This window comes from Parasphingorhabdus sp. (assembly GCF_039982395.1).
Classification (GTDB): Bacteria; Pseudomonadota; Alphaproteobacteria; order Sphingomonadales; family Sphingomonadaceae; genus Parasphingorhabdus.
This window is the reverse complement of sequence record NZ_JBDWYO010000001.1, coordinates 236,033-250,282: the sequence shown is the minus strand read 5'-3', so window position 1 is coordinate 250,282 and position 14,250 is coordinate 236,033. Positions and strand designations below refer to the sequence as shown.

The window sequence follows — 14,250 nt, the reverse complement described above, 5'->3', positions numbered from 1 at the left end:
GCTCCTATGCTATTCGTTTTTCGTCACATAAAGTCCGCTTATGTGGCGCGCCATCCTTGAACCATTGCCAAGTGCGTGCCCTAGATTGCCCGTCTTCGGCGATCTCGATCATCTCTGTGTAGCGTTCACCCGGCGCGTCTTTTCGGTCAAGTCGCAATAATATCAGGCCGTCGCTCTCCCAGCCATAGCCGGAAAACCGGTCGGTCTCCCAATAGAGCTTACCATCGCGATAGACGCCGCCAAATTCGAAATGCTGCTTGCGACCGTCTGCCCAGATCAATTCATTATGCTGAACATAGGCAAATTCGCCGTCATCGGGAAATTCGCAATGGGTGAGGGTGCGATGTTCGTCGAGAATATTGCCGGCATCATCCTGATGACGATAGGTGCCATCCCAATGGCCCTCATGTGCCAGCATGTTCGGCATATGCTCTGTCATCAAGGCGCGCCATCCGGTCATTGGCCTTTGTCTCCTGCGAAATTCTCCTCGGCAAAATCCTGTATCCGCGCTGGCGTGCCGGTCTGGCGAATGAGCGCCTGTTTGCGGAAGAACCGCGTCAGACCGCTTTCGCCCATGCGCGATGGTCCCATGCCCGACATTTTAAAGCTGGAATTTTCTGCGTCCCAGACCATGGCCGTCATCGAACCGTCGTTAATCGAAATCGCTCCTGCCTCAAGTTTTACGCCAACCGCTTCTGCCTCTTGCGTTGTTCCGGCAATCACAGCGGCGGACAAGCCGTAGATTGAATCATTGGCCTGGGCGATAGCATCATCGATGCTGTCAAAAGCTATGACCGGCAGAACCGGGCCAAAGCTTTCGTCGCGAATGATGGCCATGTCCGGCGTTGCGTCTGCAATGACCGTTGGTCGCAAATAGGTGCCGCCGCCCAATATTTCAACGGTGCCTCCGGTCAGGATACGGGCGCCTTTTGCTTTGGCCTCCGTGATCTGCTCGTCAATTTTGTGTCCCTGAGGCGCGAAGATAAACGGCCCGATTTCTCCCTCATTTATGTCTGGATAGTTAAGACGGACCTTCTCCGCTTCGGTGACCAGGGTTTCCAGAAACTGGTCATAGATTGCGCGCGCGACATAGAGCCGTTCGATCGACTGGCACGCTTGGCCGGTTGCCAATATGCTGGCCCGGAGAGCCGTCTTTGCTGCTTCGACCGGATCGGCGCTGGCCAATATGATCATCGGATCCTTGCCGCCCAGCTCGAGATTGGCGGGAATGAAAGCTTCCGCTGCGGCAACGGCAACTTTGCGACCGGTTGCTACCGAACCGGTGAAGCAGACATAGTCGACATTGGCGACGAGCGCCTGACCGGTCTCGGCGTCACCGACTATGATTTCTAGAACCTTTGCAAGTTCGGGAACCTCGGCGATGCTGGCCTTAAGCGGCTCTACAAAGCGCGGCGTTATCTCGGATGGTTTGACCAGCGCAGCACACCCAGCGAACAAGGCCGGTATCGCGTCGATGGTGCTGAGTGTCATCGGGAAATTCCAAGGCGCGATCGCTCCGAACAAGGGGAAGGGCACCAGCCGGGTGCTGTTCACCACGGTCGGATTGGCCGATTGAATTTCGCAAGGAGACTGTTGTGCAATGATGTCGGGCGCCAGCGCTGCCCAGCGCCTAATGGTGCCCGGCACGCCGCCGACTTCTATCGCCGCAATCCCGGCTCGACCAGTATCGATGGTGAGTTGCTCGATGATGGCGCCGGCATGTTTTTCCATCGCATCGGCCCAGCGCAGCATGATCGTGCAGCGTTCGGCGATCGGCATGGCAGCCCATGCCGGTTGGTTGGTCCGCAAGCGCTTGGTGGCAGCGGTTACCGCCGCAACACCCAATGGCTCTATGGCATAATCTGTTTCGCCGGTGCGGGGATTGCGGACCTTCATTGTTGTGCTTTCCAGCTGTCGACGATGGAATCGCCACGGGCGAAACCAATGTCGGATCTAGCCACAAGACTGGCGATAAGCTTCTCGAAGGCGGCAATGCGATAGGGCAGGCCCATGATATAAGGCGTCAGGTGCATCGGCATCATCCGGCCACCAAAATTGTCTGCTTCGGCGAGCAACCAGTCGGCTGCGTCGGTCATTTGCTGCGCGTAGCTGTCGACCGAATGCTGCTGCACGTTGATGATCTGGCGATCCGACAATTCATGGTTGAGCGACATATTGGTGATAGACCCTGCCTCGGTTTGGAATGCATAAGGCAGCTCATCATTCACCCAGTCGCACATATAATCAACGCCCGCTTCGGTCAGCAATTTTGCGGTGTTGAAGCTTTGCGATCGGGCAATTGAAAGCCAGCCGCGCGGGCGGGCGCCGGTCGCTTTTTCTAGCGCATCGAGCGACCTTTTTATCAAGACTTGCTCATCAGCTTCGTCCATGCCGCTGGCGATCGTGCCATTCATATCTGTGCTATGGGCGACAATCTCGTGACCACCCGCGAGGATATCCGCGATGAGTTCGGGATAACGTTCGGCAATGATGCTGTTTGTCGCAACCGATATCTGAACGCCGGCTTTTTCAAAGGCACCGAGCAAGCGGTAAATGCCGATGCGGGTGCCATATTCGCGCGATGTGTAATGACGATAGTCGGGATAGGCGGTCGCCATATGGCCCGGTGCCCGAAATGGATCATCCTCCGGAATCATCGGAAAATATTCGAGGCTGATGACGGGCCAGATCAATAGCTTCTTGGCATCCGGCCATTGCAGCGGGCTGCGTTCGAAGAATTGCGAATAGGGATAATAGTCATGGTCCATCCCGCGGCCACGTTTGGGATATTCCAGATAGCTGGGATCAAGGCTCATGCGGTTTGCTCCCGGTAACGGTCTACGATGTTGCCGGCTTTCGTAATCCAAGCTCTGCCGTCGCCAGCAATATGCTCGAGCACCGATTCAAAGGCCCCGATGCGATGCGGCTGGCCAATCAGATAGCTGTGCAGGGGAATGCACATGACGGTTCCGGACTGTGCCCCTTCATCTGCCAACCGGTCAAATTGCCGGATCAGCGTATCGGCATATTCGCGCGGCGACATGTTGTAGATGAAGAAGCCATAATGATCATTGACCTCGAGACTATAAGGAATCGCGGTCAGCTGCCCCGACTTCACCTTCACATCGGTCGGTTGGTCATCGTGATAAAGGTCGCAGGTATAGTCGAGGCCATATTCGGCGATCAGGTCCAGCGTGCGCGGGGTGTGGGTAAGGGCCGGCGCCAGCCAACCTCTGATCCGCTGGCCGGTCGTGCGTTCTACCGTTTCGATACTGTCTTCGATGATCGCGCGCTCCTGCGCCTCGTCCATCCCGTAGCTATAGCGTGTGTTGTAAATGCCGTGACTGAAAAACTCCCAGCCGCGCTCGCTGGCATCTTTTACAACTTCGGGGATATGGTCGCACAGCGCGACCGAAAGGCTGACCGATCCGGGGAAACCGTGTTTGGACATCATCTCCGCCATGCGCCAGTGCGATACCCGGTTGGCATGATCGCGGTGTGCATAGCCGACCACATCGGGATGCGGCTTGGCCCAGCTTTTGCGATACGGATTTACGGCCGGATCGAGTTCGTAAAATTCCAGATTGGGGGCTATCCACACGGCGCAGGTCTTGCCGTCCGGCCAATCAATTTTTGGCCGGTTCCGGTAAGGCGAATAGTCATAGAGGCCGGGATCGGCTTTCTGTACGTCGTCCATCATCGTGCAGCCAGCCAGTCAATCACCGTCTGCACGGGTTCCACATCGGCATATTTGATCTGCAAATCGGTCAGGTTGGCAAAATGATAGCTCTCATGTTTGTCCGCACAGGTTTCGATCGGGACGATCGTGCGGTAACCATAGCTCAGCGCGTCGACCGCTGTTGCCCGCACGCAACCCGATGTCGAACCGCCGGTGACGACGACCGTGTCGACCTTGTGCCATGTGAGATAGCTGGCCAACTGCGTTTCGAAAAAAGCGCTCGGCATGCGTTTGGTATATTGCAAATCATGGGCGTCGACGTTGCAACGCGGGTCAAGCTTGTGCCGTTCGCTGCCATATTTGATATTCTGCAGCGAATCCTCTGTATCGGTCCGGGTGCCCCAGACGCCTGCATCCCCGGCATCATCCTTATATGCAACCCGGCTCCAGATCACCGGCATATCCTTTGCCCGCGCGCCCGCGGATATCTGGTTGATATAATCAATCTGCTTGGGATCGGTTTCATAAGCGGTTTTGAACATATCGGTACGCGTATAGGCCTGCTGGACATCAACATTCACAATCGCCAGCTTCTCGCCGAATCCAAATTTCTTGCGCGCTGGGTTGCCGATGACCTGCTCGAAAATTTCTCTCGCTGTGCGGCCATCTTCAACCATCTTGGTACCAATAAGCGTCATAGTCTTTTTACTCCGGAATCGATAAAGTACATTAATCACAAGAAAAAGCTTGTCGAGACAAATTTGTCCGGACAAATTAGGGTTTATGATTACACGCCATTTTATAGACGTCGAAACCAACGGCAATAAACGCCGCGTTCATTATCGCTTGGCGGGCAGTGGACCGCCTTTGCTCATGGTACATCAAAGTCCGCGCAGTTCGAAAGAATATGAACCGTTGATGCTGAAATGGGCGGAGCATTTTACCTGTATCGCGCCTGATACACCGGGTTTTGGGCAATCTGATGCCTTGCCGGGTAATCCGGAAATCAATGAATATGCGGATGCATTGATCGAAACGCTGGACGCGCTTGGCATTGAGAAATGCGCCGCCTATGGCTTTCACAGCGGTGGAATCATTCTCGTTACAGCGGTGAAACGTCATGCGAATCGATTCACGACTTTGGCAATTGGTGGCTATGCCATCTGGACGCCAGCCGAGATGGAGCTGTTCAGCGACAAATATCTTCCGGCATTTCATCCGTCACAATATGGCGAGCATCTGGCATGGCTATGGAACCGGATTTTGGAACAGAGTTGGTTTTTTCCATGGTTCGCGGCAGATGATGAGCACCGGCTCTCGGTTGCTAATGATGATCCGCTGCGGGTTGATGCGGTGGTTCGGGAAATGCTGGATGCGGGCAATGCCTATCAGGCTGGCTATGGAGCGGTCCTTCGCGCGCCGCGCGACATTCCCGCCGGTGACGCTGATGTGCCGCCTTGCCTGATCAGCGCCTATACAGGTGATCCGCTGCAAGAGCATATTGACCGGCTTGGCGTGATGCCGCCATCATGGTCCGCGCGCAAGGTTGCGACGCCGGATGAACATCAGGTCGTTAGCTTAGAGCATCTGTTACAGGCCAAGACCGAACTGGTCGCGGAACTAAAAGCGGTACCGGACGAAGGTTTCATTGCAGTTGAAATCGAGAATTTCAATGGATTGATCCATTGGCGCGGCAACAAAGCCGCATCCACATTGGTGCTGCATGCTCCGGGTAGGGCTTCGCCAAAAGACACGAGACATGACGCAATATATATCGATCTTGCCGGGCATGGCTTGTCGGATGACTGGTTGGGAGAGGCGCCCACAAATTGGGACAGCTGGTCGAATTTAGTCACAGCCTGTGTCGCTCAATTGGAGGTCGAAGAAATCCGGTACGAACCTCTGCCCGCCGGTGACCCAGAATTGCTCTACCCCGATCTTTCACCCGATCGATTCGGCAATTATTTGACGTCCGCTTGGCAAATCGTCCGTGCGACTGAGATGTTTGAGCCATGGTATAAGGCAACAGCCGCCCATGCGATTTCCTTTGATCCAGATAGCCTGCGGCCGGAGGCTTTGGCCGCACGACATTTGGATCTGCTCAACGCTAGGACGGCGAAAGAATATCACTTCGCTTCGCTGGCAAAATAGACAATCAAACTAAGGATACATTATGGGAATTCGCGAAGACATGCCGCTTCTGGCCCGCCATGAGGGCGTCTGGGATGGCACATATAGCTATTTTAACGCGCAGAATGAAAAGATCGACGAGCACGCATCGCGCTTGCTTTGCCGTTTCCCGGATGACGAGAGCAAAGCGCCCTATCATCAGACCAACCATTATGAATGGCCCGATGGGAAAACAGAAATTCGCGAGTTCCCGGCAGAATATCGCGACAATCGTGTGTGGTGGAACAATGATCTGATCATCGGTTGGGCCGCTGAAGTGCCGCTGGATGAATATAACCGCACGGTGATGCTCTATTGGCAACGGACTGGCGATCCTTCACTCTATTTGTACGAACAGATCCAGATCAGTGATGACGGACAAAACCGGTGCCGCACTTGGCACTGGATCCGCGACGGCAAGCTGGAAACGCGAACCGCTATTCAAGAGGCGTTTGTCACCAAAGACTGGCGCGCGATTGACAAGGAAATGGGGCATGTAATCTGAGCCAGCCGCAATCCCTCTTTGACAAATTGTGGCACAGCCACGTGGTTGCCGATCTATCCGGCGGCGCGCTGATTGCTATCGACCGGGTGTTTCTGCACGAACGGACAGGGGCTGCTGCGCTGAACTCTCTCGCCGAAGCGGGACGCAAAGTAGCCGATCCATCGCGGGTGTTTGCCGTTACCGATCATATCGTCGACACCCGGCCAGGACGGACGGATCAAACGCTGATGCCGGGCGGCCAAGCTTTCATCACCGAAACGCGGGCGGCTGCGAAAGCCGCCGGGATTACCTTGTTCGATGTGAATGATCCCGATCAGGGCATTGTCCATGTTATCTCGCCCGAGCTGGGTATAGTCTTGCCCGGCTGTACCCTGATCGCGCCGGATAGCCACACTTGTACGCAAGGCGCTTTTGGTGCCTTGGCCTGGGGCATTGGTTCGTCGGAAGCAGAACATGCTATGGCCACGGGGACACTGCGCCTGTCCAAACCGAAATCCATGCGAGTCACGTTTCATGGAATATTGTCGGAAGGTGTTACACCCAAAGATATGATCCTGACTTTGCTTGCCCAATATGGCGCAGGTGGCGGGAAAGGCCATGCCGTGGAATTTGCCGGTGAGGCTGTTTCGGCGCTCGACATGGAAGGGCGGATGACGCTTTGCAATATGGCCACGGAATTTTCGGCCATGTCAGGCTTTATCGCGCCGGATGACAAGACCTGTGACTATCTCGAAGGTCGGCGCTTTGCACCGGATGGTGCGCAATGGGATCAGGCTGTCGCAAGTTGGCAGAATCTGCATAGCGACGCTGACGCGTTATTTGATCAGGAAATCGAGATCGACGCGAGTGCGATCACACCGATGATCAGCTGGGGGACCAGTCCGGGCCAGACGATTGGCATTGATGCTCTGGTTCCCGACGATGCGCCTCCGTCGCCGTTAGACTATATCGCTTTGACAAAAGGGCAGGCTATCAAGGGCGTGGCGATTGATGCCGCCTTTATCGGCAGCTGCACCAACAGCCGCCTGTCCGATTTGCGGCGGGCTTCGGCCTTGCTGAAAGGTCATAAAATTGCGGCCGGGATCAAGGCTATTTGCGTGCCCGGGTCTTCGCGGGTCAAACGCGAAGCGGAAGCAGAGGGCATTGACTTGATCTTCAAAAATGCGGGCTTTGAGTGGCGCGAAAGTGGCTGTTCTATGTGTTTCTTCGCAGGGGGAGAAAGCTTCGAAGCCGGGTCCCGGGTCATCTCCACCACCAACCGGAATTTCGAAAGCCGCCAGGGACCGAATGTCAAAACCCATATCGCCAGCCCGGAAATGGTTGTCGCAAGCGCCATTGCCGGAGCGATAGCCGATCCCCGCGATATCATGAAAGGCGCATTGACCTGATGGCCGCACCTTTCACCATCCTGACTTCGCTGCCAATGCCGCTGATCCGCGACAATATCGATACCGACCAGATCATCCCTTCCCGCGAAATGAAGAGCACTGGCAAAACCGGTTTGGCTGACGGATTGTTCGCGGGCTGGCGCTATACAGCGATTGGCGGTCGCGATATCAACCCAGACTTTGTGATGAACGACGGCGCTTATGCCGAAAGCAAGATCATCCTGGGTGGAGCCAATTTCGGTTGCGGGTCGAGTCGGGAGCATGCCGTCTGGGCACTGGCCGAATTTGGCTATCGTGCGGTAATAGCCCCAAGTTTTGCACCGATTTTTGCAGGAAATTGTGTGCGCAATGGTATCTTGCCGGCGGTTCTGAAAACCACCGCCATTGCTGAAATTGAGGGCTCAACCGGGCCGATCACAGTCGACCTTCCGGCGCAAACGATCAGCATGGCCAGCGGCGAAAACTGGTCTTTCCCGATCGAAGAGGAAGCGAAATCCATGTTGCTTGAAGGTCTGGATGCGATCGACCTCAGTTTGAAAATGATGGATGAAATTAGGAGCTGGCAAGATGCCGATCGCGCCGCTCGCCCATGGATATATTTAGGAGCAAGTACATGACCCAATCGGTCACAATCAGCGAAGTCGGCCCGCGCGACGGTCTGCAAAGTGTCGATCGCGTGATGGCAACCGAAGCCAAAAAAGCGTGGATCGCAGCCGAGGCAGCAGCCGGCGTGACGGAGATTGAGGTGGGCAGCTTTGTGCCGCCGTCGCTGCTCCCGCAAATGGCAGATACGGCCGAAATTGTGGGCTTTGCGAAAGCGATAGATAATCTCGATGTGGTTGCTCTAATCCCCAATCTGAAGGGCGCTGAACGGGCGATTGCTTGCGGCGTGGACAAAATGTCGATTCCTTTTTCGATGTCGGAAACCCATTCGATCAACAATGTCCGCAAGGATCATCCGGCAATGATCGCCGAGATCAAGGCCATTGCGGACTTGGTAGCACAACAGCCGGAAGGCCAGCGCCCGCATTTTGAAGTCGGCCTATCGACCGCTTTTGGTTGTACGCTGGAAGGCCCGGTATCTGATGACCAGATCGTCCGTTTGGCCGAAGCTGCGATGGAGGCTGGTGTCGCTGAATGCGGTCTGTCCGATACCACCGGCTATGCCAATCCCGCGCAAGTGACGCGGCTGGTGCGCAAGGTGAAGGCGGCGATTGGGACGGACAAACTCAACACGCTGCACCTCCACAACACACGTGGTCTGGGACTGGCGAATGTTATGGCTGGTTTGGCCGAGGGTATCACCACTTTTGACAGCTCGCTGGGGGGACTTGGCGGATGTCCCTTTGCGCCCGGCGCATCCGGCAATATTGTGACTGAAGATCTGGTCTTCATGCTCGAAGCGATGGGCATCGACACAGGAATCGACCTGAAGAAACTTCTAAAAGTACGGGATATTGTCGCAGAAGCGCTTCCCGGCGAACCCTTATACGGCTTCACACCCGATGCCGGCCTTCCCCTTGGATTTGAGAAAGCAGTAGCATGAGCCAACCGACACCATTGGCAGGCCTGAAGGTCATTGAATTTACCCATATGGTCATGGGGCCGGCGGTCGGCGCCATTCTCGCGTCGCTGGGCGCAGAGGTCATTCGTGTTGAACCCATTGGTGGCGACCGGACCCGCAATCTGGTCGGCTCTGGTTCTGGCTATTTCCCGATGTACAACCGCCACAAGCAGAGCATTGCGCTCAATCTGAAGGATCCTGCAGGACTGGACGTTGCTCGCAAGTTGGTGGCGGGCGCTGATATTTTGGTGGAAAATTATCGCCCCGGAGCGATGGATCGGCTGGGTCTGGGCTATCAACGCCTGTCCGAAGACAATGACGGTCTGATCTATTGTTCTGAAAAAGGTTTCCTCCCCGGGCCTTATGACAATCGCACAGCGCTGGATGAAGTCGCGCAGATGATGGGCGGCCTGGCCTATATGACCGGCCCTCCGGGCCAGCCGTTACGGGCAGGCTCCAGCGTCATCGATGTGACTGGCGGGATGTTCGGCGTTATCGCCATTCTCGCCGCGGTGGAGGAACGGCATCGCACCGGCAAGGGTCAGAAAGTGCAAAGCTCTCTGTTCGAGACGACCGTCTATCTGATCGGGCAGCATATGGCGCAAAAGGCTGTCACCGGCAAGGCCGCCGACCCGATGCCCGCGCGTATTTCCGCCTGGGCGATTTACGATGTTTTCCAGACGCAGGATGATCCGATTTTCATCGGCGTGGTGACCGATGCACTGTGGGAGAAATTCTGTAAATTGTTCGCGCTGGACGATCTCTGGGCCGATGAGGGCATTCGGGAGAATAACAACCGCGTGGCCGCCCGTGACCGGATCATGCCACAAATCCGCGCCCTGGTGGCGACCTACAAGCGCGATGATCTGATTGCGAAACTGGATGGCACCGGCCTGCCGTTTGCACCGATTGCCCGGCCAGAGGATATGTTCGATGATCCGCATCTGAGCGCCAGCGGCGGGCTGGAAGAGGTCACACTTGCTGATGGCGAGGTTACCAAATTGCCGGCCTTGCCGATTGAAATGAACGGAATGCGTCCTTCAGCGGCAGCCTCTCTCAAAACAGAGGGTGCCGATACAGAGGCTATTCTCGAACAACTCGGATATAGCAGCGATGCGATTGCCGTGCTCCGCAATGACGGGGCTGCACAATAAACGAGGAGCGATGATCAACCGGCTTTTGTGGCGGTGATAACGCAATAGCGCAAAATGGACCGACGATAGGCCCAGGAGAGAAAACGGCCGGTCACTACGTATTTGACCCGGCCGGACCAGTCCAGCCTCTTGCCATTGTTGGAAGCGCCATGCGTTTCCCGCAAATATCGGGCAAAGCCGGGCATGACATGTTCGCTGATATCCACGAGGCGGGCTTGTTTGAAACCTGCATCTCCGAGCTGATGCAGATATATGTCCTTCCGCACGATATTGGTCTCGGCAATATGTGATTTTTTCAGCATCCAGCGCAATATGCGATGGGTGAAGCTGTTGCGGTCATGATGATCCGACAGGATGAAGTCAGTCATTGCGAGCCTGCCTGCGGATTCAAGATGTTGATCCGCCAGTGTGAAAAACGCCAAACGGCTCGGGAAATGATAGGCACAGTCCAGCGCCAATATATGGCTGGGCTGATTTTCACCTAGAGCGGCGCTCCAGACATCCGGGTCGTTGATATCCCCTTGAACGATGGCAGAGGCCGCTTTGGGATGCCCAGATTCTGTCAAACTATTTTGTGCGTAAGCAGTCTGGCTCCGGGATAGGTTTGCGCCAAGAACTTCTGCCACGTGGAAATGGGTGAGCCATAGAAGCAGTTGGTCGCCGCAGCCAAAACCTGCATCAAAAACCACGGATTGCGAGTCCAGTTCGGCCGCTTCACCGAGCAGTATGGCCAGTGCGCGGCCCGCTTCGGAATAGTCTGTGGCAGATTGCCAATAACCCAAATTGCCCCAGGACTGGCCTTCGCGGTTGAGCATCAGTTCTGCCAGATCGTGAAATTCCGACATCAGTCAGACCTCAGAGGGTTTGCTGGCTTTCCAAGGAATGGATGCGCCCAAATGTTCTGCGACGGCAACCGAAGAGTCTACTGCAGCCTCCAGCAGGGGGATTTTCTCCGCCATATAGGAACCACAGAGCCATAGCTTATTATCCGCCTGATTTTGCTGATCGCGCAACGCGGCCACCGCCTTGCGGCTGTCGCGCGTCACCGTTGGCCGGGTGAAATCAACCCGCGCCAGTTCGCGATTGGGTGCGATCCTGCGCATCGGATTCCAGGTCTGGAACACCGTTTCCTGGTCCGAGAGCCGCGGAATCGCCTTGGTCAGGTCGACCGAAACTTCCGCCCGGCTGCTGCCATGCGGGACATGATAGCTGACCGGGGAAACGTCATTCCCCGATGTTGGCAAGATATCCTGATCGGTGTGGACACTCATGCTGGATGACTCAAACGGGATGCGGTTGAGCAAGGCTTTCCGATCAACAAATCCGGATAGCATCGCAGCGGCCTGCTGCGCCTGAGCGGCGATCACAACCTGATCAAAAGCTTGATCCTCGCCAGTCTTTGTCGCCACCCTTAGCTGCTGGCCGGCGGGCTCAATGACGGCCACTGGGCTGTTTGTTTTCAGTTCCACGTCTACCAGCATGCGCGGTACAATATCATCAACCCCTTTAGCGGCGCTCATGATTCCCATATCGTTGACGCCGCAGGTGAGATATCCCAGCATGATGTCGGCCGGATAATTGCGAACCGCTTGATAGTCACAAGTGCAAGTCACCGACATTAGGGGCAAGAGGACTGTATCGACAAAGGCCTGACCGGCGCCGGATTGCTCCAGATATTCTCCAAAGCAGATATCCGCCAGATCCTTCCGCAAAACATCCCGTTTGGCGCGAGCAAAGAATTTCACGCTCTGAAGGCCGATGGTCCAGGTTTTCGGACTCAGCCAGCTGCGGCCCTTCGGATGGGGCGTGCCCCATTGACTATTGCCATAGTGCAGGAGGATCCGTTCTGTTTCATCAAAGAATATTCCGGCATGATCGCTGCTCAAAATCTCGACTCCAAGATGTTTGTAGAGCGCGAGGAGGTCGTCATAATAGCCGTGGCAGAATATCCGCAGCGGGATATCTATTCGGCTGGTGATGCCATTGCTCACATAGTCGACGCTATAGGCGCCCATTCCGGCACGGGCCTGGCTTTCAAAAACCGTAACCCGATATTTGTCTTTCAACAAATAGGCCGCAGACAGACCAGCGATTCCAGTGCCGATGACGGCTAGCGTCGGTTTGTTCTGCTGGATGGGGCCTGGTTCCATCAGGCGTAATAAGCCACGCTCTGCATCGCGGTCGCGATCAATTCGCGGCGGCTGTTCCAGATGCTCATATATTGGCTGCTGGCGCCATGGTCGGCATGATGGGTGTGGGAATCGATGAGCCACCAGCCCTCTTCGGTTGTCAGTTCTTCGGCGATGATATTGATCTGCCAGTTCATCGAGCTGACCATCGCATTTTTGTCGAGTAAGCCCATGACGGAAGGAGGCAAGCTGTCACACATGCAGAGAATCTCTGCCATCGGGTCCAGGCCATCGCGCTGTTTCAGTCGCATCCAGCGGGTCAGTCGGTTGGTCTTCACGCTGGTGTCGATCCGTTTGCCGACATATTCCATGTTGGATGTGAAGAACTGCGGTGGACCGCTGTGCAGGTCCATGCCGTTGGGTAAGTCAGGGAAGTCTGGTGCAATGATATCGGATGTTTTGACTTCGGTGGTGCGAGCTGCGGCAAAGATGAAATTACAATGGAGTCCGAGGCCTTTGTCCCCAAAAATCTCCGACTGAACAAAAGCCGTGCTTTTGCCGCGGCGCAGCATCGCAGTTTCCGCTGTCAATGTACCGAACAAGGGGCCGGTGAAAGCGACTTGTGCGGACCGGAGCGGCGGAAGATTCTCTTCAATATGGCTAGCTGCCTGATAGGCAAGCGCTCCGGACAGGCCGCCAAAGGCCGTGCGGCCTTGCGTCCAACTTTGAGGCAGAAGGACTGGATGGTCAGGGCCACCGGGACCGCACTGGTCAAGCAATGTAGCAAGGGCGATGGGTTGCAATTGTTTTTCTGTCATAGGCCCCGCTTATCGGTCTAATTGGCTGAAATCCACTGGTAAGTTTGCCGATAACATTTACAAAAGCCTGTATTTGATTTATAGCTTTTGTGAATTTTCAATCTCTTAGTGGAAGATGTTGTGATGAGCTATACCAACACCCTAACCCGCGCCGATCTGGCCGATACTATGAATCGACAGGTAGGCCTTTCGCGCGCCGATAGCGCCGTGATGGTGGAATCGATCCTGGATCACATGATCGGAGCCTTGGTCGATGGCGAAAATGTTAAAATTTCAGGATTTGGAACCTTCGTATTGCGTGACAAGGGCGAACGTACGGGCCGCAATCCCAAGACCGGCGTTGAAGTACCGATTGCACCACGCCGTGTTCTGACCTTCCGCGCCAGTCAGACGATGCGTGACAGGATTATCGCTGCAGGCTAAGCGGCGCAGCGAACTGGTGGAGTAGAGTATGACCAAGGAACAAGGGGCTTTTCGAACGATCGGAGAGCTGTCGAAAGAGCTTAGCATCAAGCCTCATATTTTGCGCTATTGGGAAGATCAATTTGCGATGTTGACCCCGCTGAAACGCGCGGGTGCGCGGCGGCATTATCGCCCCGAAGACGTCGAAATGGTCAAAACGATCAACCGCTTGATCAACGAGGAAGGTTATACAATCAAAGGTGCTCGAAAATTTCTGGCATCGCGACGCAAAGCACCAGAGATGGTCGAAAATGCGCCGCAAACTGCTGCTCCCGCCATGCCTTTGGCCTCAGATGGCCGTGAGGATAATAGTCTGATTCTAGCGGAACTGAAATCGATCCGTAACCAGCTTTCAGAAGCGCTTAGCGACGCTTAGGCTTTT

Annotated in this window: 16 protein-coding genes; 8 read left to right on the top strand and 8 right to left on the bottom strand. The window is 55.4% G+C overall.

Annotated elements, in window-relative coordinates:
* Positions 1-4 precede the first annotated feature (4 nt).
* From ABJV08_RS01265 to ABJV08_RS01245, 5 genes are read right to left on the bottom strand one after another with little or no spacing between them, the layout of a single operon-like run.
* Positions 5-460: a hypothetical protein gene (locus ABJV08_RS01265; protein ID WP_348039188.1), complete on the bottom strand. Its 456-nt coding sequence runs from the start codon at positions 458-460 to the stop codon at positions 5-7.
* Positions 457-1,896, bottom strand: coding sequence for an aldehyde dehydrogenase family protein (locus ABJV08_RS01260; protein ID WP_348039189.1), 1,440 nt, complete (start codon positions 1,894-1,896; stop codon positions 457-459). Before ABJV08_RS01260 ends, ABJV08_RS01265 begins: the two co-directional genes overlap by 4 nt.
* Positions 1,893-2,816, bottom strand: coding sequence for a polysaccharide deacetylase family protein (locus tag ABJV08_RS01255; RefSeq protein ID WP_348039190.1), 924 nt, complete (start codon positions 2,814-2,816; stop codon positions 1,893-1,895). Before ABJV08_RS01255 ends, ABJV08_RS01260 begins: the two co-directional genes overlap by 4 nt.
* Entirely contained in the window at positions 2,813-3,700 is an 888-nt protein-coding gene (locus ABJV08_RS01250; RefSeq protein ID WP_348039191.1) for a polysaccharide deacetylase family protein, read from the bottom strand. Before ABJV08_RS01250 ends, ABJV08_RS01255 begins: the two co-directional genes overlap by 4 nt.
* On the bottom strand, positions 3,697-4,377 hold the full coding sequence (locus ABJV08_RS01245; RefSeq protein ID WP_348039192.1) for an isochorismatase family protein: 681 nt from the start codon (positions 4,375-4,377) through the stop codon (positions 3,697-3,699). Before ABJV08_RS01245 ends, ABJV08_RS01250 begins: the two co-directional genes overlap by 4 nt.
* Positions 4,378-4,462: 85 nt before the next feature.
* On the opposite strand from ABJV08_RS01245, the gene ABJV08_RS01240 reads away from it, so the two are divergent.
* From ABJV08_RS01240 to ABJV08_RS01215, 6 genes are read left to right on the top strand one after another with little or no spacing between them, the layout of a single operon-like run.
* Positions 4,463-5,830 (top strand): alpha/beta fold hydrolase, encoded by a 1,368-nt coding sequence (locus ABJV08_RS01240; RefSeq protein WP_348039193.1) that lies wholly within the window; start codon positions 4,463-4,465, stop codon positions 5,828-5,830.
* A gap of 22 nt (positions 5,831-5,852) precedes the next feature.
* On the top strand, positions 5,853-6,353 hold the full coding sequence (locus ABJV08_RS01235) for a DUF3598 domain-containing protein (RefSeq protein WP_348039194.1): 501 nt from the start codon (positions 5,853-5,855) through the stop codon (positions 6,351-6,353).
* Entirely contained in the window at positions 6,350-7,741 is a 1,392-nt protein-coding gene (locus tag ABJV08_RS01230; protein WP_348039314.1) for a 3-isopropylmalate dehydratase large subunit, read from the top strand. The genes ABJV08_RS01235 and ABJV08_RS01230 overlap by 4 nt, the downstream gene beginning before the upstream one ends.
* Positions 7,741-8,358, top strand: coding sequence for a 3-isopropylmalate dehydratase small subunit (gene leuD, locus ABJV08_RS01225; RefSeq protein WP_348039195.1), 618 nt, complete (start codon positions 7,741-7,743; stop codon positions 8,356-8,358). The genes ABJV08_RS01230 and leuD overlap by 1 nt, the downstream gene beginning before the upstream one ends.
* Positions 8,355-9,287: a hydroxymethylglutaryl-CoA lyase gene (locus tag ABJV08_RS01220; RefSeq protein ID WP_348039196.1), complete on the top strand. Its 933-nt coding sequence runs from the start codon at positions 8,355-8,357 to the stop codon at positions 9,285-9,287. Before leuD ends, ABJV08_RS01220 begins: the two co-directional genes overlap by 4 nt.
* Complete coding sequence (locus ABJV08_RS01215) at positions 9,284-10,459, top strand: CaiB/BaiF CoA-transferase family protein (protein ID WP_348039197.1); 1,176 nt, start codon at positions 9,284-9,286, stop codon at positions 10,457-10,459. Before ABJV08_RS01220 ends, ABJV08_RS01215 begins: the two co-directional genes overlap by 4 nt.
* A gap of 14 nt (positions 10,460-10,473) precedes the next feature.
* Here ABJV08_RS01215 and ABJV08_RS01210 read toward each other — a convergent pair whose 3' ends face one another.
* From ABJV08_RS01210 to ABJV08_RS01200, 3 genes are read right to left on the bottom strand one after another with little or no spacing between them, the layout of a single operon-like run.
* Positions 10,474-11,304, bottom strand: coding sequence for a hypothetical protein (locus tag ABJV08_RS01210; RefSeq protein ID WP_348039198.1), 831 nt, complete (start codon positions 11,302-11,304; stop codon positions 10,474-10,476).
* Positions 11,305-11,307: 3 nt separating this feature from the next.
* A complete protein-coding gene (locus tag ABJV08_RS01205; protein ID WP_348039199.1) occupies positions 11,308-12,609 on the bottom strand; it encodes an NAD(P)-binding protein in 1,302 nt (433 codons plus the stop codon).
* Complete coding sequence (locus tag ABJV08_RS01200) at positions 12,609-13,406, bottom strand: thioesterase family protein (protein ID WP_348039200.1); 798 nt, start codon at positions 13,404-13,406, stop codon at positions 12,609-12,611. Before ABJV08_RS01200 ends, ABJV08_RS01205 begins: the two co-directional genes overlap by 1 nt.
* 123 nt (positions 13,407-13,529) lie before the next feature.
* On the opposite strand from ABJV08_RS01200, the gene ABJV08_RS01195 reads away from it, so the two are divergent.
* Together ABJV08_RS01195 and ABJV08_RS01190 are read left to right on the top strand one after the other, a co-directional pair.
* Positions 13,530-13,829: an integration host factor subunit alpha gene (locus ABJV08_RS01195; RefSeq protein WP_348039201.1), complete on the top strand. Its 300-nt coding sequence runs from the start codon at positions 13,530-13,532 to the stop codon at positions 13,827-13,829.
* A gap of 28 nt (positions 13,830-13,857) precedes the next feature.
* On the top strand, positions 13,858-14,244 hold the full coding sequence (locus tag ABJV08_RS01190; protein WP_348039202.1) for a MerR family transcriptional regulator: 387 nt from the start codon (positions 13,858-13,860) through the stop codon (positions 14,242-14,244).
* The last annotated feature ends 6 nt before the right edge of the window (positions 14,245-14,250 follow it).

Bases quoted from the DNA above. Each gene is read 5' to 3' on its own strand.
- ABJV08_RS01265 (WP_348039188.1), bottom strand. From the start codon at position 460: ATGACCGGATGGCGCGCCTTGATGACAGAGCATATGCCGAACATGCTG.
- ABJV08_RS01260 (WP_348039189.1), bottom strand. From the start codon at position 1,896: ATGAAGGTCCGCAATCCCCGCACCGGCGAAACAGATTATGCCATAGAG.
- ABJV08_RS01255 (WP_348039190.1), bottom strand. From the start codon at position 2,816: ATGAGCCTTGATCCCAGCTATCTGGAATATCCCAAACGTGGCCGCGGG.
- ABJV08_RS01250 (WP_348039191.1), bottom strand. From the start codon at position 3,700: ATGATGGACGACGTACAGAAAGCCGATCCCGGCCTCTATGACTATTCG.
- ABJV08_RS01245 (WP_348039192.1), bottom strand. From the start codon at position 4,377: ATGACGCTTATTGGTACCAAGATGGTTGAAGATGGCCGCACAGCGAGA.
- ABJV08_RS01240 (WP_348039193.1), top strand. From the start codon at position 4,463: ATGATTACACGCCATTTTATAGACGTCGAAACCAACGGCAATAAACGC.
- ABJV08_RS01235 (WP_348039194.1), top strand. From the start codon at position 5,853: ATGGGAATTCGCGAAGACATGCCGCTTCTGGCCCGCCATGAGGGCGTC.
- leuD (WP_348039195.1), top strand. From the start codon at position 7,741: ATGGCCGCACCTTTCACCATCCTGACTTCGCTGCCAATGCCGCTGATC.
- ABJV08_RS01220 (WP_348039196.1), top strand. From the start codon at position 8,355: ATGACCCAATCGGTCACAATCAGCGAAGTCGGCCCGCGCGACGGTCTG.
- ABJV08_RS01215 (WP_348039197.1), top strand. From the start codon at position 9,284: ATGAGCCAACCGACACCATTGGCAGGCCTGAAGGTCATTGAATTTACC.
- ABJV08_RS01210 (WP_348039198.1), bottom strand. From the start codon at position 11,304: ATGTCGGAATTTCACGATCTGGCAGAACTGATGCTCAACCGCGAAGGC.
- ABJV08_RS01205 (WP_348039199.1), bottom strand. From the start codon at position 12,609: ATGGAACCAGGCCCCATCCAGCAGAACAAACCGACGCTAGCCGTCATC.
- ABJV08_RS01200 (WP_348039200.1), bottom strand. From the start codon at position 13,406: ATGACAGAAAAACAATTGCAACCCATCGCCCTTGCTACATTGCTTGAC.
- ABJV08_RS01195 (WP_348039201.1), top strand. From the start codon at position 13,530: ATGAGCTATACCAACACCCTAACCCGCGCCGATCTGGCCGATACTATG.
- ABJV08_RS01190 (WP_348039202.1), top strand. From the start codon at position 13,858: ATGACCAAGGAACAAGGGGCTTTTCGAACGATCGGAGAGCTGTCGAAA.